The organism is Veillonella sp. Ser01, from assembly GCF_053850375.1.
In genome coordinates, this window is sequence record NZ_JBSPUA010000002.1 from 324,971 (window position 1) to 347,178 (window position 22,208).

Genomic DNA, 22,208 nt, shown 5'->3' on the forward strand with positions numbered 1-22,208 from the left:
CTTTTGGACTATTGCCTTTTCCTACATAGTTGAGGGGCTAATGAAACATGTATACATTATAAATATCGCATATATATTGAAATCATCGCTTTAACACGTTAAAATGGAAGTAGCTTATTATATTGTTTTAAGCTCTAGTTTCACAGAGGAGGTAAGTACTTATGAAACATGACTTTATGAGCCATGACCTTCATCTGCCGGAACTGACACTACGTGGGATGCTACTTGGTGCATTGATTACTGTAATTTTTACAGCATCTAACGTATACCTCGGTTTGAAGGTTGGTTTGACATTCTCGTCATCCATTCCGGCAGCCATTATTTCAATGGCAATTTTACGTTTCTTCAAGGATTCTAACGTTCTTGAAAACAACATGGTACAAACTCAGGCTTCTGCAGCCGGTACTTTGTCCGCAATTATCTTTATCTTGCCAGGTCTACTCATGCTTGGGTATTGGAACGGCTTCCCATTCTGGCAAACATTCTTGCTCTGCGCATGCGGTGGTTCCCTTGGTGTGTTATTCACCATTCCATTGCGTCGTGCCATGGTAGTAAATAGTGATTTGCCATATCCAGAAGGCCGTGCAGCAGCAGAAATTTTGAAAGTTGGATCTCACAATGCTGGCCAAGGTCCACAATCTAGCTCCGGTATGGGTGATATTGTATCCGGTGGTTTTGTAGCTGGTATTATCAGTCTTTGTGCAAATGGTTTCAAAGTGCTCGGAGACAGCATGAGTTTCTGGCTTCCTGTAGGTAGCAAGGGGATTACTCAAATTCCGTTAGGCTTCTCTACAGCATTGTTAGGCGCTGGTTACCTTATCGGTATTGCTTCTGGTATCGCTATCCTAGTTGGTGTACTCATCGCTTGGGCTGGCTTCGTACCTTATTTAACTAATATGTTTGCTCCAGACGGCGGTGCTACAGCTAAATTTGCAATGGCTGTTTGGAAATCTAAAGTTCGTTTCATCGGTGCTGGTGCTATTGGTATCGCAGCGATTTGGACTTTGATTACATTGATTAAACCAATCATCGAAGGTATGAAAATTTCTGTTAAATCCATGAATAGCAGTTCCACTGAACGTGCATTGCATCGTATGGATACAGATATGAGCACAAAATCTGTTATCATCGTGTTCGGTATCATCCTTTTAGGTTTAGTTCTTACATTCTGGGATTTCGTATCTGCAGTACCTATTAGTGCAGGCTTAATGTGGACACTTGTTGTTGTAGGTGTTGTAGTAGCTTTGCTAATCGGCTTCTTCGTAGCTGCTGCATGTGGTTACATGGCAGGTCTTATCGGTACATCTGCATCTCCAATCTCCGGTATTGGTATCTTGGCGACTATTATTTCTTCCTTAGTGGTGTACTTCATCGCTTCTGAAAATAACTTGTTCGCTACAGAAGCAGGCGTACAATTCGCTACAGCTATGGCTATCTTTATGACATCCGTAGTTATCGCCATTGCATCTATTTCTAACGATAACTTGCAAGACTTGAAAACAGGCCAACTCGTTGGTGCTACACCTTGGCGTCAACAAATTGCGTTGTTACTTGGCTCTGTAGCTGGTGCAGTTGCAATTGCTCCTGTTCTTAACTTGCTTTACCAAGCATATGGCTTCACAGGTGCGTTACCACGTCCTGAAATGGACCCTAATGCTGCATTATCCGCTCCACAAGCAACTTTGATGACTACAATTGCTCAAGGTATCTTCAGTTCTAGTATGGATTGGGATTACATCTTGATTGGCGTTGGTGTTGGCGTAGTAGCAATCATCGTTAACTTAATTCTTAAGAGCACAACAGCTTCTTTAACATTGCCTCCATTGGCAGTTGGTATGGGTATTTACTTACCTCCAACATTGGAAGTACCTCTTATCTTAGGTTCTTTCATTAGCTATTTCGTAGGCCGTTACTTAGTAGCTCGTGCTAAAATGCGTGCTGGCGAACTCGCTGAGTACGATGTTGAACAATCTAACCGCCGTGGCGTTCTCTTCGCTTCTGGTTTGATTGTTGGTGAAAGCTTGATTGGTGTAATCATAGCTGTTATTATTGTATTGTCTGTTACAACTGGTGGCGGTGAATCTCCACTTGAATTAGTAGGTCCTCAATTTGAAAGCACAGCACAATGGTTAGGATTACTTGCATTCATCTTCTCTGGTCTCTACCTTGTTCGTCGTGTTGTAACACACAAATTCAATAAAGAAGAAGCTTTAGCTATGAAAGCTGAGCAAGAACAACAATAAGAGGTTAAACAATGAAATTAAAACAGTCTGTACTCATCATGATGGCTGCTGCATTGCCAGTAGTATCTTTCGCAGCAAGCGAAATTCCTGTAACTAAAGACACTGCAACAGTGCAAAAAGTTCAAGCTGATACGAATAAAGTAAATCGCAACGATTTAACATACCGTATCTCTAGTACTGCTACACCGGAGCAAAACCGTGCGTTACGCTCTGTAGCATCTAAGGTTGATCGCGATGCAGTTGAAGTAGTAGCACCTAATGCAGACCGCTATATGGACCGCAAAGAGGTGGCTGTATCTCCAGTGGAATCCACTACAGATCATCTTGATCTAGTGTTCCCAACAGTTAAATCTGTTAGTCCAGTTGTAGAAAAAGCAATCAATAATACTATCAAAAAATACGTTGCTAAAGTACAAAACGACGTAGAAAAATTGAATGCCAAAGACGCTGATAAAACAAATGTAGTTATGTACTACGATGTTAAAACAGACAAAAATGGTATTTTCAGTGTATTGATTCATACGTACACAATGCGTGATCGTGATGCTAATGGCGTCAACTATGTAAAAGGCTTCACATTCAACACTACAACAGGTCGTCAATTATCCTTGTATGACCTTGGTGGCCTTAACAAAAAAGAATTAGTGAATGCTATCGAGAATAATCAAGATGTGAAGAATCAATTGGGCGGCGAAGTAAACATCGACAAAATGCCTACTGAATTCTACACAACTGATGACTATTCTGTTGTAATGGTATTGCAACAAGACGTGGATGCAATCCACAGTGCAGGTACCGTATATGTACCAGTTGGTAACTTACGTGACCGCCAAAATGATGTAACAAAAAAATAATCGAACTGTGTGAATTCGATTATGTGTGTATAGTAACAGCTGTTTAATTGTGAAAGAACCGCTCCTTCGGGGGCGGTTCTTTTTTGCATTATAGATTTAATAATAGTCTTATAATACATTTTGGTGGGGATACAACAAAAAGCCGTGTAAGAACACGGCTTTTTATTATTGAGTTTATTCAATTATTTATTTGTTGTATCGTAGTAGTTTACGCGTGGAGGCAATGGGAATTGGATTGCTGCATCCGCTTTTACTGTCTCTGATTCTGGTAATTGTACTACTACATTGTTTTTGAATTTCTTTTTGAAAGCTTTCACAGTGTCCTTTTGAAGGGAGTCTGCTGTGATGATAAGAGCGCTTGTATCGTCATTAGGACGGATGGAAATAATATTACCTTTTGGCTCTTTAGCTTTGTATAAATCAAGAGCATCGGATTGATAATCTTCAAGTTGCGCTTGATTTAATTTACCTTGAGATACTACAAGAGCACTTTCAAGTTGTGGATCTTGAGTTTCAGAAATTGCATGCGCCACAGCATCAGCTTTTTTCTTATCTGTTAAAGAAGCATGTAATTTTCCACCATCCCAGAAGAGGGCACCGTCTTGACGGAATTTAGTGAAGTCATTGCCATAGCCTAATGTTTTGTCGATAATAGTAGCTGTTTTGCTTTCTACTTGTTGTTTGAACAATGTATTGTGGAAGGCAAGTGCTTGCTCTGTTTGTGTCATGCGGTATGCAATCTCAGCTGCTTCAGCACGAGTTACATATTTTTCAGGGTTGAATAATGTGCCAGGAGCGTAGTTTGTGAAGCCAAGGTATGCAAGTTCACGAACTGCGTCTTGAGCCCAAGGAGCTACGAATTTTTGGTCTCCATAAGCAATACTATCAAGTGCTGTTGGATCCTCTGTTGTGTATCCTAAGTAGTGAATGTAATTGTCTGCTACTACAGCAAATTCTTGGCGAGACATATATTTTTCAGGTTTATATGTGTTATCGCCATAACCGCTGATAATATTTTTGCGCGCTACAGATTCGATGGCAAGAGCGGACCAACGATCAGATGTAATATCTTTAAATTTGCTAGATAAGAAGGCTGCTGTACCATCATCTGTGATGTTGTTGAAGAGAGCAGCTACTTCTTCACGAGTCATAGGTTGGTTAGGTCGGAATGTACCGTCAGAATAACCTTTCATAAGATTTGCTTTTGTTACAGTACTGATAGAGTTGGCAGCCCAGAAATCGCTAGGTACATCAGAGAAGATGTGGGCACGGATTTTTTGAATATCTTGAGGCGTACCAATAGATGTATTTACAACTATTGGTGTGGCAGCTTTAGTAGCATCAAATTTAGGAGACTCTACTTTAGTTGCTTCTACGTTAGTAACATCTGTTTTTGGTGTAACTGCTTTTGTATTGTCTACGGTAGACGCTTCAGCTTTAGTGGAGGCTACTGCAGGAGCATGAGTTGTAGTATTAGCAGAAACAAAACTAAGGCCTGTTGTAGCTAATAGTGTGCCTAAAACAAGGGCACGTAATACATAAGGGGTATTCTTGTACATAAAAATCCTTCCTAATTATGGTAAATGGCTAACGTTTTATAGCCGAAGAATATAAACTTTTACCAACAATAAAATCTATATCCATTATATAGCGAATAATAAGGCATGCATAGAGATATAAACAAAGCAGCGTAATACTAAACGTATACGCTGCCTTGGCTAGTTGAGTGAACGCCGATTAGCGTTTTACTGTCATTTTTACTTTGGAACCGAATAATTTAGACATTCCTTGTTGAGTTTCTTTAGATGCAGTTGTTACAACAGCATAAAGTTGGTTGTTTTCTACATCAGGGAATGTAGCTAGGATTGTACCAGCTTTTTCATTTTTGTTGTAGTAGTTGCGGAAGTTCGCATCGATTGCATCGTATTCAGTTTGGCTGTATTGGGATGGCTCAACTACAACATAGTTGTTTACAGTGGAATCACCACGTGCAGCAAGGTTAGCTTTTACTGTGGAGATATCGCTATCTGTTTTCAATGCTACGTGCAATTGATTATCGCGCCAGTACATTACACCGTAATCTTGGAACGCTTCTTCTGTTTTATATGTTTTATTCAATTCATTGAATACTTTATCTTCTAAAGCAGCTTGTTGTTTTTGATCAAGTGCTTTTAAAGTGCTACGACGAACAGGGCGAACTGTGCGAGTAGGTTCAGTTCTTTGAGCTACTGCAGCATTTTTGTTGCCTTTTACATCTTTTTCAGCTTTTTTTGCATCAGCTTTTACTGTTTTGTCAGCTTTAGCTACATCTTTTTTAGCATCTTTGTTTACTTTAGATGCATCTTTTTCTGTTGTATCAGCTTTTTTTACATCTTCTTTTACAGCTGGCTCAGTTTTTGTTTCAGTTGCAGTTGCAGTATGTTTTGGTGTTGCAAGGCCAGCACCGTTAAGCATGCGGTTCAAAATTGTAGCTGCTTGTGCTCTTGTTACAGGTTGTTTAGGGTTAAAGTTTTCTGTTGCCCCAGATGCTACAATGCCACGTTGTGCCATGTATTGAATATCTGCCAAGTAAGCAGAGGAAATGCTAGCTTCGTCTTTGAAAGTAACCTTTTCTGTTTTTACAGGTGTAGAAAGGTTTAACTTCTTAGCCAAGCTTGCTGCGGATGCTACGAATTGTTCGCGGTCCATAGTTTTGCTAGGTGTGAAAGCTGTTTTAGATGTGCCTTCCATTACGCCTGCAGCACTTACTAATTTGATAGCGGAGCTGGACCAGCGATCTGCTTCTACGTCAGAGTAGGATGTAGAAGATTCTTTTGTTACGATATCAGCTAATTCTTGTTCATTTAAGTTATGTTGTAATACTTTGCCGTAAATAGCAGCTGCTTGTTCACGAGTGATTTGAGCACCAGGTTTGAATGTGTTATCTGCGTAACCAGAAAGGTAACCAGCTTGTGTCATTGCTTGGATAGCATCGCGAGCCCAGTTATCTTTAGTGTCAGGATATACACCAGCAGGTAAGTTTTCTTTAGCTTTTACAGCTTTTTTACCTTCTACTTTAGCAGCATCTTCTTTAACATCATTTTTTACAGATGTATCAACGCGTTTAGCGTCGTTTTTTACGGAAGTATCTACACGTTTAGCGTCGTTTTTTACGGAAGTATCTAAGCGTTTAGCATCATTTTTTGCAGATGTATCAACATGTTTTGCATCGCTTTTAACAGATGCATCAGCATGCTTAGTATGGTGTTTTACAACTGTATTTGCATGTTTAGCATCATTTTTAGCAGATGTATCAACACGTTTAGCATCGTTTTTTACGGAAGTATTAACGCGTTTAGCGTCATTTTTTACAGATGTATCTACACGTTTAACATCAGTTTTAGCTGCAGTATCAGTTTTTGTAGCAACATTAGATACTTCGGCTTTTGCGTGCGCCGCAGTTGTTTCGGCGTGAGCCATGCCGAATGTGGAACCGAGGGCTAATGTAATTGCCAAGGATAAAGATAATTTATTTAGTTTCATTGAAAAGGCTCCTTTCAAACTATACTTATATAAAATAAATTATAACACTTTTTAAATTTATACACTACTATAAGAAAATGTAATATATAAGGATAAAAATTACATGAATTTGAAATTTAAAGCCTATTTATATAAATATTCAATGAATTATAGGTAAATAACGATGTGAGAACCATTGAAAATTGCAAAATGATAAACGTTCCCAAAATCTAGAGTTTAAGGGACTTTCACAAGAATAATTTATAAATAAGGAGGTATATGTGATAAAATGCAATGTTTATTATTACAAAAAGTCATAACGATATGAGAAATAAAAGGGTACATACTAATATAGCAATCCTTTGGACATTTTCTATATGATTAATTTATAATTATATCGATAAAGCTTTTGAATATTTATTTGAAAGCATAAGTAATGTTTCGGGCAGAAAATTATTGAAAAACTTTCACTAGAATTCTTGCCATAACGCATACATATCAAAATTTTTTATTAGGTTAAGTACTAGAAAAGACGAGGACGATAATATGAAAATTCATCTTTTCCAACAGTGTTTGATTGACATGTTCTACCCACATGTAGGCATGGCTGGTGTAGAAGTACTTGAAAGATTAGGCTGCGAGCTCGTAGTGCCTAAGAAACAAGTATGTTGTGGCCAAATGTTCACTAACTCTGGTTACAACGAAGCAGCTATGGATGCAATTAAGAATACAATCGAATGCTTCGAAAACGCTGAATATGTAGTCAGCATGTCCGGCTCTTGCGCATTTGCAATCCGTGATGAATATCAACATTTCTTGAAAGATCAACCTGAGTGGTTGGCACGTGCAGAACGATTGAGCGGCAAAATTTACGAATTCACTCAATTCATTACTGACGTATTAGGTGTTGAAGATGTAGGCGCTCGTTTTAACGAGTCCGTTACATACCACACATCTTGCCACGTAACTCGTTTGATGGGCATTAAAGAGCCTCCTTTCAAACTCCTTAAAAACGTTAAAGATATCAACTTGATCGAATTGCCACGTGCAGACCGTTGCTGTGGTTTTGGCGGTACTTTCTCCGTTAAAAACCCTGAGATTAGTGAAGTTATGACACGTGAAAAAGCATTGGAAATCGCTAGCACAGGTGCTAATGTAATTTCCGGTTCTGACCAAGCGTGCTTGATGAACATCGCTGGTATGCTAGACCGTCTTCATAAAGAAGGCGAAATTGATCGCCGTATCAAAGTAATGCATATTGCTGAAATCTTAAACTGCCGTTAAGGAGGAGACGACATGGCACTTATATATGACAATCGCCCCTATAAAACACGTATAAAAGAATGTTTGGCTGACGATTTCAAAGTTGCAGCTATCAAAAAAGCACAAGACGTGTTTTATGATAAACGTAATACAGTAGTTGCGGATGTTCCTGAATGGTTAGATTTCCGCGCTGAAGCAGCTGAAATTCGCGATCATGTGCTTAAGCACTTAGATTACTATGTAAATCAATTTGCTGAAAACGCTGAAAAAGCTGGTTCTAAAGTTCACTTTGCATTCGACGATAAAGAAGCGACTCAAATCGCTTTAGATATTCTTCGTCAACGCGAAGCAAAAATGATCGTAAAATCCAAAACTATCTTAACTGAAGAAATTGGTTTGAACGAAGTATTAGAAGAAGCTGGTATCGAAGTAAACGAAACTGACTTGGCTGAATTTATTTTGCAAACTGCAGTAAGCCCACCATCTCACATCGTAGTACCTGGTCTTCACTTTGAACGTAACAAAATTCGCGAAATATTCGCTGAAAAATTAGGTTACACAGGTACTGAAAATCCTACAGAAATGACTCACTTCGTACGTGGCTATGTACGTGAGCGCTTCTTGAAAGCTGACGTAGGCGTTAATGGTTGTAACTTTGCGGTAGCTGAGTCCGGTACTTGTACTATCGTTTCCAACGAAGGTAACGGTCGTATGGCTAGCTCCATTCCTAAGACTCAATTGATCTTCTTGGGTACTGAGCGTATCGTTCCTGACTTCAAAGCTCTTGACGTTATGATGGAAATGTTGAACCGCTCTGCAGTAGGTGCCAAAATTTCCAACTACTTCTCCATGATGACTGGTCCTGCTCGTGCTGGTGAAGCTGATGGTCCTGAAGAAACTCATATCATCATCATCGACAATGGTCGTTCCGGTATCTTGGGTGGTACATTCCAAGAAATGCTTCGTTGTATCCGTTGTGGTGCATGTATGAATATCTGCCCTGTATACCGTCACGTTTCTGGTCACGGTTATGGCTCTGTATATCCAGGTCCAATGGGTGCTGTATTGACTCCATTGTTCAAAGGTTACGAAGTAGCAGGCGACCTTCCATACGCTTCCACATTGTGTGGCGCATGTACAGAAAACTGTCCAGTAGCTATTCCATTGCATGAGTTGTTGATGGAACACCGTCACATTATGGCTGACATTGAAAAAACTCGTCCAAAAGCTGAAGAAGCGATCTTCACAGCAGCTGCTAAGATGTTCGGCAACTCCACATTGTTCGATCTTGGTACAAAAGCTGGCGCTATCGGTATGAACTTAATTAGTAACAAAGAAGGCAATATGCCTGAATGGACTCAAGCTATTCCAGTAATGAATGGCTGGACTAAATCCAAAGAAATGGGTACATTGAAGTTCAAGAAATTCCGTGATTTGTATGCTGAACATGAAAAGAACAAGAAAAAGGAGAAAAAATAATGGATGAAGTTAAACGTAATCAATTTGTTGCACGTTTATCTCGTGCATTAGGCCGTGATCAAGTGCCTACATCTGTACCGGCTTTTGATTATAGCCATGGTCCTCAAGAAAATATGTTCAAAGAATTATCTCGTGAACAAATTGTCACTATGTTCAAAGAGCAATGTGAACGAGTAGGTACAAAATTCGTAGATACTACACCTGATAAATTGGGTGAAACTATTATGGCTGTTATCGAAGAACGTGGTAATGGTAAGGTAATCTTCCCAAGCACTTCTGAGGTTGAAGAATATAAATTAAAAGAATTATTCGAAAAAGACGCAGCTTCTAATGGTGGTGTTCGTACGTACTTCCAATGGGATCCAGCTAAAGGTCGTGAAGAAAATATTTCTAACACAGCCAATGCTGATATCGGTATTACATTCCCATTCTGCGGTATTGCTGAAACAGCTACTGTAGTACAAGCATCTTTTGAAGAATCTGGTCGTGCAATCAGCTTGTTGCCAGAAACTCATGTTGCTGTATTATATACTGATACAATCAACCCACGTATGACACAAACTATGGAACATTTGGCTGAACGTTATCATAACGATCCATCCAAATTCCCTACAAATGTTTGCTTGATTTCCGGTCCGTCCCGTACGGCTGACATCGAGTTGGTAACTGTAGATGGTGCTCATGGCCCTATTCGCGTTACATATATCTTAGTTAACAGATAGTCCTAATACTAGAGGCTTAATATAACTAAAGGCTGTATAAGGCGATCTTCCGATGGAAGGTCGCCTTTTTTATATGTGTTAATTTCTATTGTGATGTAGAGCTCTCTTGGAACTGTATAGGCACCTGTAGAGCTATGGAGATTAACGTGTTTATGGAACTTGCAGATTCTGCATAGATAAACTTATAAAATTTGAATTGTTTTACTTGCAAAATTTTCGATACATGCTATACTTAGTTCATAACCTATTGTTATGATATGAATTAAAAGAGGTGTATTATGAATATTCCATTCTTTACAGATTACCTCATGTTAAGCAATCCACTAAGTATTGGTATTATCGCGGTGTTTGTACTTGCGTTAATTGGTATTTATGTGTTGCAACGCAAGGGCACATCCTTCGGTAATCTCGTTATTATTGGTACCATTGTCGGTGCCGTACTCGGTATTGCAGTTCAAATCATTGCGGGCTTCCCAGATGATCCATCTAAAGTGGTTTACATCAAAGAAAGTACCAAGTGGTTCTCTCTAGTAGGGGGCGGCTTCATCGATTTGATCCGTATGCTTGTTATTCCCATTGTATTTATTTCTATCGTCCATGTTATCTTGCACATGGAGGCGGGTGCTAACCTTAAAAAGTTAGTAGTTGCTATGGTATCTACAAACCTTGGCATGGTAGCTGTTGCTGCTATCGTTGGTCTTATCCTGGGTAATGCCTTTGGTTTAGGTCAAGGTTTTGATGTAGTTGAATCTGGTAAAAAGATTCGCGAAATCAAACCAATGGTTGATACATTCCGTGCTTTGATTCCAAGCAATCCAATTCAAGCAGCTGCTGAAACTAATGTTATTGGCATCGTAGTATTTGCTATTATCTTGGGTAGTGTTGCTCGTTTGTTGAAGAGAACAGGCACAAATAGCATGGAAATCTTCACTAAGTTATTTGATGAACTTCATCAATTGATTTCTTGGGTAGCAGACTTCATTATTGGTCTTATGCCATACGGCGTAGTTGCATTGTTGGCATCTACATTGGCAACACGTGGCTTGCAAGCTATCTTAGACATGGGTCTATTCGTAGTATTGCTTTACGTTGGTCTTTTGATTATGTTCGTTGTTCAAGCTATCTTGATTGCTAGCTTTGGTTACAACCCAATTACATACTTCAAAAAAGCAAAAGCTCCACTCTTGTTAGCTTTCACATCCCGTTCCTCTATGGGCGTATTGCCATTGACTGTTGAAACGTTGACAAAACGTCTTGGTGTAAATGCTACAACAGCTAATACAGTAGCATCCTTCGGTACTACTGCGGGCATGCAAGGTTGTGCCGGCGTATTCCCAGCACTCGTAGTTGTATATATCTCTAATGTAGCAAATATTCCATTCGATTTGACTATGTACATCATGAGTGTTATTGTTATCGCTATCGGTTCTGTTGGTATCGCTGGTGTTCCTGGTACAGCTACAATGGCTGCATCCGTATCCCTTAGTGGTACAGGTCTTGGTGCTTACTTCACATCCATCAGCCCAATCCTTGCTATCGATCCATTGATCGACATGGGCCGTACATGCTTGAACGTATCTGGTTCCTTAACAAATGCGCTTGTAGTAGATAAAATCATGGGCACTATCGATAAAGATGCCTATAACAATCCTAATGAAGGTCGAGTTTAATAGGTAGACTTAGAATTATCTCTACACAGTAGAATTTAATAATAATGAAAGAACAGCCTTTGGGCTGTTCTTTTTTTGTACGATTAGGATTTTCCACAGCTCTAATTAAAAGTGATTATTATTACAGATTGTAAAGTATGTTATTTGTAATTGATATTAAAATTGTGAGCTTGGCTACTAACATACGTATGCATATATGGTATACTAACCAATACAAAGTTTTGTATTATGCTTAATAGATATAAGCCAAGAGGGTAATAGTATGATTACACAAGAATTGAAAGATCGACTAATTGCAGACTATCCAAAGTTTGAAGATATGACGCACAAATTCTATAAGAAAGAAATGTCTATTGCGGACTATAAAGGCCAATCTGGTGCTTATGGTAGTTACGCCGAACGCGGTGCTAACTCCGGTATGAGCCGTTGGCGCTTTAATGGGGGCCGTATGACGCGCGAGCACATGCAGTTCTTAGCAGATGCTATTCGTAAATATAACTTACAACACGTACATTTCACTACCGGCCAATGCTTACAAATGCATGGCCTCGATGGCGATACAATTTTAAACCTCTATAAAGAATGCTATGACCATGGTATCTATAATCGCGGTGCTGGTGGAGACAATCCGAATGTAGTGGCTAGTATTTTGCGCGGTATTGATCCTCGTGAAACCCTCGACATAACGCCGTATGCAACGGCTATTAGCGAGTTCCTTTTAGAGCAAATGTTCTACATCAAAATCCCTCGCAAGTTTAAAATGGGCATCGACAATGGCTTTGATAGTACGCCTCATGCTACATTCAAGGACCTTGGTTTCAATTTAACGAAACATAATACTTTTGATGTATACGCTTGTGGTGGTATTGGCCCAAATCCTCGCATTGGTATTCCTGTGGCACATGATGTGCAACCTGAAGATGTGTTGTACCATGTGAAAGCTATGCTTATGGTTTTTGCTAACCATGGCAATTTCAAAAACCGTGGTAAGGCTCGTACCCGTTACATGCCTGCTGAAATGGGCGGGGCTGAAGCTTTCATCAAGACTTATGAAGAAACATTGGCAATGGTGAAAGAAGTTGAGCAATTAACCATTAATCCAGCTGACTATGCGTATGAAATTACGAAAACAGGTAAGCGTGATAATTCTGTAGAAAATGATCATATTCACCGTCAAAAACAAGAAGGTTTATACTATGTAGAATACCATCCAGCAGGTGGCGATGCTAATGTAGAACATCTATTGGCTGCTCTCGACTATGCAGTAACACTAGATCAAGTGGAGGCTCGTATTGCGCCAGACCAAGCATTGTTCTTCATCAACCTTACTGCTGATGAGGCTCGTAAAATTGCAGAATTAACAGATGACAGTGCAGAAAATGACTTCCGCCGTTCCGTATCCTGTGTAGGCTCTACAGTATGTCAAATCGGTATGCAAGACTCCAATGGTCTTTTAAAAGATATCTTCAGACACCTTGAAGAAAAAGGTGTAGACACAAGTAAACTACCTCGTTTACATATCTCTGGCTGTCCACACTCCTGTGGTACACACCAAATCGGTGAAATTGGCTTTCATGGTGCTGTAAAACTAGTAGACAAGAAACCTACAGTAGCCTTCATCCTCGTAGACGGTGGCTCCGAACACATGGGCTTTGAAAATTTTGGTAAAATGGCAGGCAATATTGTAGCCACAAAAATTCCAGAATTCTTAGAAGCCTTGGCTAACATTCTTAACCAATCTCCAGAACCAGACTTTGGTACCTGGAGAATGACACACAAAGCGGAATACATGGAATTAATAAAAGCATTTGAGTAAACTCATCTTTCCGCTTGTGATGGGGCCCACCATATAAGCTGTAGTTAAGTCACTTGCTATGGGGCCCCGTTTCATTACGACAACTCAATTAAAAATAAAACTAGGTATTCCTTTGCTCCGTCCTTCGTAAAGTCGCTGCAGAAATACCTAGTTTTATTTTTATAACACCTGCTGTGAAACAGTCCCATAGCAAGCGACTAATCTCCTTCTATATATTGATAATCCCCATCACAAGCTGCATCTGACATTTACTCAATATGCTTTTGTGTGATGGGGGAAAGTGTTTAGAAACGTAGGTATCTCCTTGCTCCGTCCTTCGTAAAGTCGCTGCAGAAATACCTAGTTTTATTTTTATAACACCTAATATGAATTAGTCCCATAGCAAGCGACTAATCTCTTTCTATATATTGATGCTCCCATCACAAGCTACATCTGACATTTACTCAATCTGCTTTTTGTGGGGGATGGAGGGAAAGACTAGCCGCAGGCTAGTCCTTCCCACACGGTGGGTATGGCGCCACTACTATAAAGACTAGCCGCAGGCTAGTTTCTCCCAGACGGAGGGCGTGGCACCACTACTATAAAGCTTTTTTATAGGAATTAATCAGGTTATCTAGGGTTACGTATTTAATGGTCAATATACCTATTTTGATGGGACGTCTTTATAAATATAGTAATAAAAAAGTACCAATATACTTGTGCAGCGACTTTGCGAAGGACGGAGCAAGCAAGTATATTGGTACTTTTTTTACTAGGTTGTCGAAATGTAACGGGGCCCCATCAAAATAGGTTGGCTGATTTTCAAAAGAGTACATCGCCTAGATAACCCTCGATTAATTGTGTTATAATAAATTTTATAGTAGTTTTTGGAGGATTTATCAGATGTTATTTACCGTCAATACAGAAGTCTGTACACGATGCGGCCTTTGCGTAGCTGACTGTCCGACAGGCTTGCTAGTGATGTCCGAAAATGGGCCTGTAACTGGCAAAGGAGGTTGTATCTCCTGTGGGCATTGTATTTCTGTATGCCCTACACTTGCTCTTGATAGTGATATGACACCACGTAAAGAGCAAATTGATATCACAAAAGAACAAAAATTAACACCAGAGCAAGCTGAGTTATTCTTACGCAGCCGTCGCTCTATTCGTAATTATCAAAATAAACCAGTTCCTGCTGAGCTTATTCGTAAGGTATTAAACGTTGCGAGAATGGCTCCAACAGCGACAAATACACAAGGTATTTCCTATATTGTTATTCGGGATAAACAAAAGTTGCGCCGCATTGCAGATCTCGTTCTTGAGTGGATGCATTTAGCTGCAAAAACTGTACCCATTATGCGTCTTTATGCTCGTGCAGCACAAGCTGAAGTTGATAAAGGTAAGGAATACATCTTGCGCGATGCGCCTGCGTTAGTAGTGGCTATTGGTTCTAAAAAGGATATTCATCGTACTCACGATAGTGGTCATTCTTGCTTGTCTTATGCAGAGTTGTATGCACCAACATTAGGTTTAGGCACTTGTTGGGCAGGCTTCTTTGAACATGCTGGAGAAGCAGAATATAAACCATTATTGGACCTATTAGGTGTACCTGAGGATAAAATCATTGCTGGTGGTATCTTGATGGGCTATCCAAAGGTTCGTTACCGCAATATTGTGGAACGCCAACCATTGGACGTTACATTCGACACTGAAGAATAAACGTGATTGATATTAAAGAATAAAATAAAAGCGATACTCTAAAAAGTTAGGGTATCGCTTTTTGGCATTATAAATAAAAGAACCGGCCTCTAATTTGATAGAGGTTGGTTCTTGTTTATTTAGTTTGCAGAGGTAATGCTACCTTTGAAAGTATCGTTGATGAATTGTTTAATTGCATCAGATTTGTAAATGTCTGCAATTTTTTTGTAAGTTTCATTGTCTTTGTCTTCACTACGTACCGCAAGTACGATGACTGTTAGTGGTTCATCTTTGGATTCGAAGAAGAAACCTTGTTTTTCTACACTAAGGCCAGCACTTTGTACATAATTCATTGGAATAACTGCAATTGTTACATCATCTAGACTACGAGGTAATTGAGCTGCTTCTAATTCTTGAATCTTTATATTTTTCGGGTTAGATGTGATATCTGCAACAGTTGCTTTGAAGCCGACACCATCTTTTAACGTAATTAATCCAGCTTTAGCTAATAATACTAATGCACGACCACCATTAGTAGGGTCATTTGGAATAGAAACCGTAGCGCCTTCAGGTACATCTTGTACGCTATGTACACTATTACTATATAATCCCATACGCACTAAAAGGGTTTTACCGATTGCTACTAAGTTGGAACCATTTTGTTTGTTAAAGTTTTCCATAAATGGTACGTGTTGGTACGCATTTAGTTGAATGTCACCATCAGCGAGGGCTTTATCTGGTGTTACATAATCGGAGAACTCTACAACTTTAAGGTCGATACCTTGTTTTTTAGCCTCTTTTGCAACTGCTTCAGCTACTTGAGCGTGAGGACCAGCAGTAGCACCGATTTTAATTTCCTTTGGTGCCTGACTAGATTGATTTGTATTTGTGCCACAGCCTGCGATGGCGAATGCTAAAACGCCAACGAGAAGAGGGGCAATAAATTTTTTTAATTTCATGTGAACATCCCTTTCTATATACATATAATGGATATATCCTATCATGTAAATGGGGCTTTGTATATAGATAAAATTATAGAGGTTGGCTATAGATTAAAACTATGGCTTTTACGATGATTGTAAAGTAGAGTTATTAAGTAATCGAAAGTAGCGTTATCTAGATATATCTAAAAAAATCGAAATATGATATAATAAAGATAAGTTTTATACAATTAAAATGGTGGAATATAAACATAATACTTAGGAGGTCCCCATGTTTAACTTTGATTTTTATAACCCTACACATATCGTATTTGGTAAAGATCGATTAGGTGAATTAGATACATTGGTTCCAAAGGATGCAAAGGTGCTCATTACTTACGGCGGTGGATCTGCTGTGCGCAGTGGTCTTATTGATCGTATTGTGAAAGCCCTTGGTAACCGTAAGGTAGAGCAATTCGGCGGTATTGAGCCAAACCCATCTCTTGAAACATGTGAACGTGCGGTAGCTTTCATTAAAGAACATGGAGTAGATTTCGTTCTCGCTGTAGGGGGCGGTTCTGTAGTAGACGCCACAAAACTTATCGTTATGGGCGCTACCTATGATGGTCCTGTTATTGAGGTTATGAAAGCTGGTGTGCCAGAGGTTCCGGTAGAGATGGTACCAAATCCATTACCATTTGGTACAGTTATGACACTTCCTGCCACAGGTTCTGAAATGAATAATGGTGCGGTTATTACTTATGGTGATGGTAAATACCCTGTATTCAGTAGCTTAGTATTCCCTAAGTTCTCCATGCTTGATCCAACATTGACTTTCACATTGCCTGAAAAACAAGTTAAGAATGGCGTTATTGATACCTTTGTGCATACCACAGAGCAATATTTAACATACCCTGTAGAAGGCCGTATTCAAGATCGTTTCAGCGAAGGTATTTTGAAAACTATGATTGAAATCGGCAAAGAAACGGTAGAAAATCCAGAAAACTACGACATTCGTGCTAACCACGTGTGGGCCTCTACGTTGGCATTAAATGGCTTGATCGGTGCTGGCGTACCACAAGATTGGGCAACACATCTTATCGGTCATGAGTTAACTGCGGCGTATCATCTTGACCATGGGATTACATTAGCTATCGTATTGCCTGCATTGTTAGAAGTGAAAAAAGCAGATAAGCTTGAAAAATTGGCACAATATGCTACACGTGTATGGCATATTACAGAAGGTACAAAAGAAGAAAAAGCAGACAAAGCGATTGCTAAAACTCGTGAATTCTTCGAGTCCCTTGGCGTATCTACGCATTTGAAAGACTATGGTCTAGGCGAAGAAGCGGTTGATAAAATTGTGAAACAATTGGAAGACCATGGTATGACACAACTTGGCGAAAAAGGTGATGTCACACCAGAAGTAGCTCGTGAAATTTTAACGCGCGCTTTATAATCGGATTGATTGATTGATTGATTGATTGATTGATTGATTGATTGATTGATTGATTGAGCAAATAATTTAGCTTTTGACAGTCAATCTTTACCATGTATAATATAATAAATTAATAAAAGACACCTCAGGGTGTCTTTTATTATTAGTGTGATGCTAGGGTTAGGTGCGAATTATTGCGTAATAGATGGTAATGCCATCTCATAATGTACTGATTAACCTATTAAAGAAAGGAGGTAAGCCCTTGAGTGAAATAAAGCATCGAAGTGCCTTTTCTTTTGCGCTTCCTATTATGATTCCTATGGGGCTCAGCTTCTTTTTCCTTGGATTAGGTTTTGGCTTGTATGCTACCAGTCAGGGATTACCTTGGTGGACTGCCCCTGTTTTGGCTAGTACAATTTTTGCAGGCTCTATGGAGTTCGTAACTATTGGGCTGCTCATGGCAGGCTTTGATCCTGTAAATGCTTTTATGCTGACCTTGTTTGTTAATGGGCGCCATTTTTTCTATGGTTTATCTGCATTACAGAGATATGTGAATATGGGGTGGAAATGGTTTCCTACCGTTGCCTGGATGTGTGATGAAAGCTTTGCAATTAATGTATCTACGAAGTTGCCCGATGATGTGGATGAAAAATGGTTCTACTTCCATGTATCGTGGCTTAATTATACCTTTTGGGTGGTGAGTACCTTTGTAGGGGGATTGTTTGGTGATTTATTAGCATCTATAGATTTGCGTGGTATTGGTTTTGTATTACCTGGCTTATTTATTGTTATATTCCTTGAAATGTTATTTAATGCTAAAAGTAATAATATTCGAGGCTTTGGTGCTGTTGGAGCCGTTGTAGCAGTAGCAATGCTTTTGTTGACGGGAAAATCCTTATTTATGCTTGCTTCTATGGGGTGTATGCTCGTAGTATGTTATATAGCGTATAAATGGGGAGGTGTACATCTTGACTAGTTTTGAAATGGTTATGACCGTTGCTATTGTCGTAGCAGCTACATTACTTACACGTTTCTCCGCTTTTCTTATTTTTCCACCTGGTAAAAAGGCACCAGATTTTGTACAGTATTTAGGTAAAGCATTGCCTGCAGCTGTTATGGGGATGCTTGTTGTATATACCTTTAAAGATACAATTGTGCTTTCCTATCCTTATGGCATTCCAGAACTTATTGCTTTATTAGTAACCGTTGGCATGCACCTATGGAAGCGAAATATGTTCATGTCTATTGGGGCAGGTACTGTAGTGTATATGATACTTATACAAGCCGTCTTTAATGTGCCTAAATAAATTACAATAAAATAAACCACTTATATCTAACCTTTTGGGGCAGAAGTATAAGTGGTTTTCTTTTTATATTCTATTTTAGTTGTAATAATCTTTCTAGACCTGGTGCCGTGTGGTGATCTTCCAAGAAGTCTTGTTGATCTAATAACTCCATAACGTCCATGTCGATGTTAGTAAGCTTGAAGTCGAACACATCAAAGTTAGCTTCCATATGGCTTACGTTATTTGCCTTTGGCAATGGAATGATGCCTCGTTGGATGTGCCAACGTAAGATGATTTGGTGTTTACTAACGCCGTACTTTTCAGCCAAGCTCTTGATGATAGGGTGGTCAAATACAGGTTGGCGATCACGAGTAAATGGAGACCATGCCATGCCTACTACTTGATGTTTACGCATTAATTGTAACAAGGATTGACGTTGGTTAAACGGGTGACACTCAATTTGGTTCACCACAGGTTTTACATTACAGTGATACAACAAGTCTATAAGGCGATCTTCGTAGAAGTTAGAGAGACCTAGACCACGCAATACGTTTTGGTCGTATAACTCCTCCATAGCGCGCCAAGAGCCGTAGTAATCGCCTAAAGGTTGGTGAACGAGCATGATGTCGATATAATTAGTGTCTAATTTCTTTAGAGAGCTTTCAACAGCGCGCATCGTATTATCATAGCCTGCATCGATGTGCCAAATTTTTGTAGTAATAATGATATCTGTACGATTAACGCCAGATGCTTTGATACCTCTGCCAACGGCCTCTTCGTTGCCGTAGTACGCGGCTGTATCGAGCAATCGGTAACCTACACTAAGTGCATTAGCAACGGCTTGCTCTGTTTCTCCTTCGGTGCCTGTTTTATAAGTGCCATAACCGATAGAGGGAATGAAGCTGCCGTTATTTAATATTCTAAAGTCCATCCGTTCTTCCATAAGAACCTCCGTTATATCCATAAATTAAAGGAATTAGCTTTCATACAATTCTAATTGATTTTATGATATACTAAGGTATTGATAAAAATCAATATGACAGGAAGTGACAGAATGAAATTAAAACGAATTTATTCTGTAGTTGCTATGCTTGGTGTTGTGATGATGGCCTTAGCCATTGCTGGTTGCGGTACAAAGACGGTATCCGTTGCTGATGTAACATACAAGGATATGCCGCTACAGATCCATAATGATGCCAATGTAACCGCTCTTAATAAGGCGACGGTAACGCCGACGTTAACAGGGCAGGTTGCATATGCTGTGAAAGTAGGCGACCAAGTACAACAAGGTCAAACCTTGGCCACTGTAGATACATCGGCTTTACAGCAACAGCTAGCATCCTTACAAGGTCAATTAGCGCAAGCGCAAGCTCAATCCTATGCGACATCCGTTACAACTACGACGGCAGCCTCTGTAGATAGTGGTCAATTAGCACAGGCTCAGAAGATGCGCGAAGCAGGTATGATTACTCAAAAAGAATATGATCGCATTGTAGAGCGGTCTCAGCCACAAACTACGACAGTAACAACTGGTGGTGGCGGTGGTGGTGCCAATACGGCAGCCATCCAAGCTCAAATTGCCCAAGTATCGGCACAAATGGCAGCGTCTACAATCGTAGCGCCTATAGCTGGTACAGTGACTGCTATTTATAATGAAGACCGTCAAATGGCCATTGCAGACCGTCCGTTCATGATGATTCAACAATCTACACCAATGGTAGCATCTCTTAGCATCCCTCGTGATGCGGCGATGAAACTGGGTACACCAGATGCCAAAAAGGGTATTAAGGTACTCCTCAAGGTAGGTGACCAAGAGTTACCAGGTGAATTGACCTATGTAGATGTGACTCAGCCAGAAAATGTGCCAAGTGTTCTTGTGAAAGCTACTTTTAACAATGACAAAGGCCTTATCAAGGCTGGCGAGTTCTATACGCTCATCATCGAGTCAGATATAAAAGCGAAGATGCTCACTGTACCAAGCAAAGCGGTTCGCGAAAACCAAGACGGCAAATACGTATATGTATTAACTGAAAATAATACCGTCGATGTACGTGTTGTTGAAGTGGGCACTACAGTAGATGATGATGTAGCAATCATTTCTGGGCTGAACGAAGGTGATAAGGTCATCACTACAGATGGTACCTTTGAATTAGGAGAATCTGTAAAATTGTAATTACGAACCATAAGGTTTTATACTAGAGTTTTTATTTATGTTGACTGCATGATTACAAGAAAACTTTCACAGACTGTGAAAGCAACCTCGACCGAGGAATCTGATAGGAGGGATTATTATTTTAGAATTTAAACGTTTTGAACTAAGAGACAAACCATTAATCGATAAATATTTTGAACAACATCATTACGAAGCATCCGATAATTGCTTTACTACATTATTTATGTGGCAAGAGGCGTATGGTATTCGTTGGGCTGAAGAAAACGGCGTATTGTACATCCAAGGTGGCGGTAAACGTGAACCATTCCTATTGCCTCCGTTTGCCGGTAAAGATGCAAAGTTCCTTGATGGTTTGTTACGCGCTAAAGAATGGTTCGTAGAAAATAAATTGCCGTTCCGTTTCAAAGGTGTTAGCAAAGTTGTAAAAGAGCGTATGGAAGAGTTATGTCCTGGTCGTTATGAATTTACACCTGACCGCGACAACTACGAATACATTTACAAATCTGAAGATCTTATCAACTTATCTGGTAAGAAGTTCCGTCAAAAGAAAAACCATTTGAACCAATTCCGTATGCAATATTCTAACTATGAATATATGCCAATTACAGAAGATATCATTCCATTGTGCCGCGAAACAGCAGCATCTTGGGTAGAAACTCATCATGAAGAAGGTATCGAAGATGAATTGGTTGCTATTAACTTATTATTCGATAATTGGGAAACACTAGGCCTTAAAGGTGGCGCCATCAAATTGTTTGGCCGCGTTGAAGCTTTCAGTATCGGTGAATTATTGAATGATAAAATGGCGTTGATTCACATTGAAAAAGCAAATCCAGATATCCGTGGTTTGTATCAAGCAATCAATAATGAATTCATTCGTCATGAATTTAGCGAAGTAGAATTCATCAACCGTGAAGAAGACATGGGCTTACCTGGTCTTCGCCAAGCAAAAGAATCTTACAATCCAGATCACTTTGCTGAAAAATATGACGCAGTATATGCTAATGAAGCAGATAATGCGACAGGCGGTAAATAAAAATCTGAGCTATGAAGCCGATGTGCTTCATAGCTCATTTTTGTTATAATAGAAGTGTTAGCCTATCTATTTGACTGTACATTATATATCATCATGGCGATGCGATGCGATGCGATGCGATGCGATGCGA

The 22,208-nt window shown here is 39.6% G+C and carries 17 protein-coding genes; 13 read left to right on the forward strand and 4 right to left on the reverse strand.

Going from position 1 to position 22,208, the window contains the following annotated elements; genetic code table 11:
- Positions 1-161: 161 nt before the first annotated feature.
- Complete coding sequence (locus ACWTVK_RS05400) at positions 162-2,243, forward strand: OPT family oligopeptide transporter (RefSeq protein ID WP_456046200.1); 2,082 nt, start codon at positions 162-164, stop codon at positions 2,241-2,243.
- Between the two features lie 11 nt (positions 2,244-2,254).
- A complete protein-coding gene (locus tag ACWTVK_RS05405; RefSeq protein ID WP_456046201.1) occupies positions 2,255-3,097 on the forward strand; it encodes a hypothetical protein in 843 nt (280 codons plus the stop codon).
- A gap of 182 nt (positions 3,098-3,279) precedes the next feature.
- Here ACWTVK_RS05405 and ACWTVK_RS05410 read toward each other — a convergent pair whose 3' ends face one another.
- Entirely contained in the window at positions 3,280-4,656 is a 1,377-nt protein-coding gene (locus ACWTVK_RS05410) for an S-layer homology domain-containing protein (RefSeq protein ID WP_456046202.1), read from the reverse strand.
- A gap of 178 nt (positions 4,657-4,834) precedes the next feature.
- Positions 4,835-6,619 carry an S-layer homology domain-containing protein gene (locus tag ACWTVK_RS05415; RefSeq protein ID WP_456046203.1) on the reverse strand — a complete coding sequence of 595 codons (1,785 nt, stop codon included), beginning with the start codon at positions 6,617-6,619 and terminating at the stop codon, positions 4,835-4,837.
- Positions 6,620-7,144: 525 nt separating this feature from the next.
- Between ACWTVK_RS05415 and ACWTVK_RS05420 the strand changes: the two genes are divergently transcribed.
- The 6 genes from ACWTVK_RS05420 (at position 7,145) to ACWTVK_RS05445 (ending at position 15,246) form a co-directional block, all read left to right on the forward strand.
- On the forward strand, positions 7,145-7,882 hold the full coding sequence (locus ACWTVK_RS05420; protein ID WP_303938851.1) for a (Fe-S)-binding protein: 738 nt from the start codon (positions 7,145-7,147) through the stop codon (positions 7,880-7,882).
- 12 nt (positions 7,883-7,894) lie between these two features.
- Positions 7,895-9,340, forward strand: a complete 1,446-nt coding sequence (locus ACWTVK_RS05425; RefSeq protein WP_213467303.1) for a LutB/LldF family L-lactate oxidation iron-sulfur protein — start codon at positions 7,895-7,897, stop codon at positions 9,338-9,340.
- Positions 9,340-10,062, forward strand: coding sequence for a LutC/YkgG family protein (locus tag ACWTVK_RS05430; protein WP_303938850.1), 723 nt, complete (start codon positions 9,340-9,342; stop codon positions 10,060-10,062). Before ACWTVK_RS05425 ends, ACWTVK_RS05430 begins: the two co-directional genes overlap by 1 nt.
- Positions 10,063-10,340: 278 nt before the next feature.
- Entirely contained in the window at positions 10,341-11,732 is a 1,392-nt protein-coding gene (locus ACWTVK_RS05435; protein ID WP_456046204.1) for a cation:dicarboxylate symporter family transporter, read from the forward strand.
- Between the two features lie 262 nt (positions 11,733-11,994).
- Positions 11,995-13,548 carry a nitrite/sulfite reductase gene (locus ACWTVK_RS05440; RefSeq protein ID WP_456046205.1) on the forward strand — a complete coding sequence of 518 codons (1,554 nt, stop codon included), beginning with the start codon at positions 11,995-11,997 and terminating at the stop codon, positions 13,546-13,548.
- A gap of 882 nt (positions 13,549-14,430) precedes the next feature.
- Complete coding sequence (locus tag ACWTVK_RS05445) at positions 14,431-15,246, forward strand: nitroreductase family protein (RefSeq protein WP_105085051.1); 816 nt, start codon at positions 14,431-14,433, stop codon at positions 15,244-15,246.
- A 119-nt stretch (positions 15,247-15,365) separates the two neighbouring features.
- Here ACWTVK_RS05445 and ACWTVK_RS05450 read toward each other — a convergent pair whose 3' ends face one another.
- On the reverse strand, positions 15,366-16,184 hold the full coding sequence (locus ACWTVK_RS05450) for a MetQ/NlpA family ABC transporter substrate-binding protein (RefSeq protein WP_105093653.1): 819 nt from the start codon (positions 16,182-16,184) through the stop codon (positions 15,366-15,368).
- A gap of 253 nt (positions 16,185-16,437) precedes the next feature.
- On the opposite strand from ACWTVK_RS05450, the gene ACWTVK_RS05455 reads away from it, so the two are divergent.
- The 3 genes from ACWTVK_RS05455 to ACWTVK_RS05465 all read left to right on the forward strand — a co-directional run bounded on the left by ACWTVK_RS05455 (position 16,438) and on the right by ACWTVK_RS05465 (position 18,890).
- Positions 16,438-17,604 carry an iron-containing alcohol dehydrogenase gene (locus ACWTVK_RS05455; RefSeq protein ID WP_456046207.1) on the forward strand — a complete coding sequence of 389 codons (1,167 nt, stop codon included), beginning with the start codon at positions 16,438-16,440 and terminating at the stop codon, positions 17,602-17,604.
- A gap of 289 nt (positions 17,605-17,893) precedes the next feature.
- A complete protein-coding gene (locus ACWTVK_RS05460; RefSeq protein WP_456046300.1) occupies positions 17,894-18,559 on the forward strand; it encodes an AzlC family ABC transporter permease in 666 nt (221 codons plus the stop codon).
- Positions 18,552-18,890, forward strand: a complete 339-nt coding sequence (locus ACWTVK_RS05465) for a branched-chain amino acid transporter permease (RefSeq protein WP_288187936.1) — start codon at positions 18,552-18,554, stop codon at positions 18,888-18,890. Before ACWTVK_RS05460 ends, ACWTVK_RS05465 begins: the two co-directional genes overlap by 8 nt.
- Positions 18,891-18,960: 70 nt before the next feature.
- On the opposite strand, the gene ACWTVK_RS05470 is transcribed toward ACWTVK_RS05465, so the two are convergent.
- Complete coding sequence (locus tag ACWTVK_RS05470; RefSeq protein WP_456046208.1) at positions 18,961-19,812, reverse strand: aldo/keto reductase; 852 nt, start codon at positions 19,810-19,812, stop codon at positions 18,961-18,963.
- Between the two features lie 93 nt (positions 19,813-19,905).
- On the opposite strand from ACWTVK_RS05470, the gene ACWTVK_RS05475 reads away from it, so the two are divergent.
- Positions 19,906-21,042 (forward strand): efflux RND transporter periplasmic adaptor subunit, encoded by a 1,137-nt coding sequence (locus ACWTVK_RS05475; RefSeq protein ID WP_369819970.1) that lies wholly within the window; start codon positions 19,906-19,908, stop codon positions 21,040-21,042.
- Between the two features lie 100 nt (positions 21,043-21,142).
- Positions 21,143-22,078, forward strand: a complete 936-nt coding sequence (locus ACWTVK_RS05480) for a DUF2156 domain-containing protein (protein WP_456046301.1) — start codon at positions 21,143-21,145, stop codon at positions 22,076-22,078.
- Positions 22,079-22,208 lie beyond the last annotated feature (130 nt).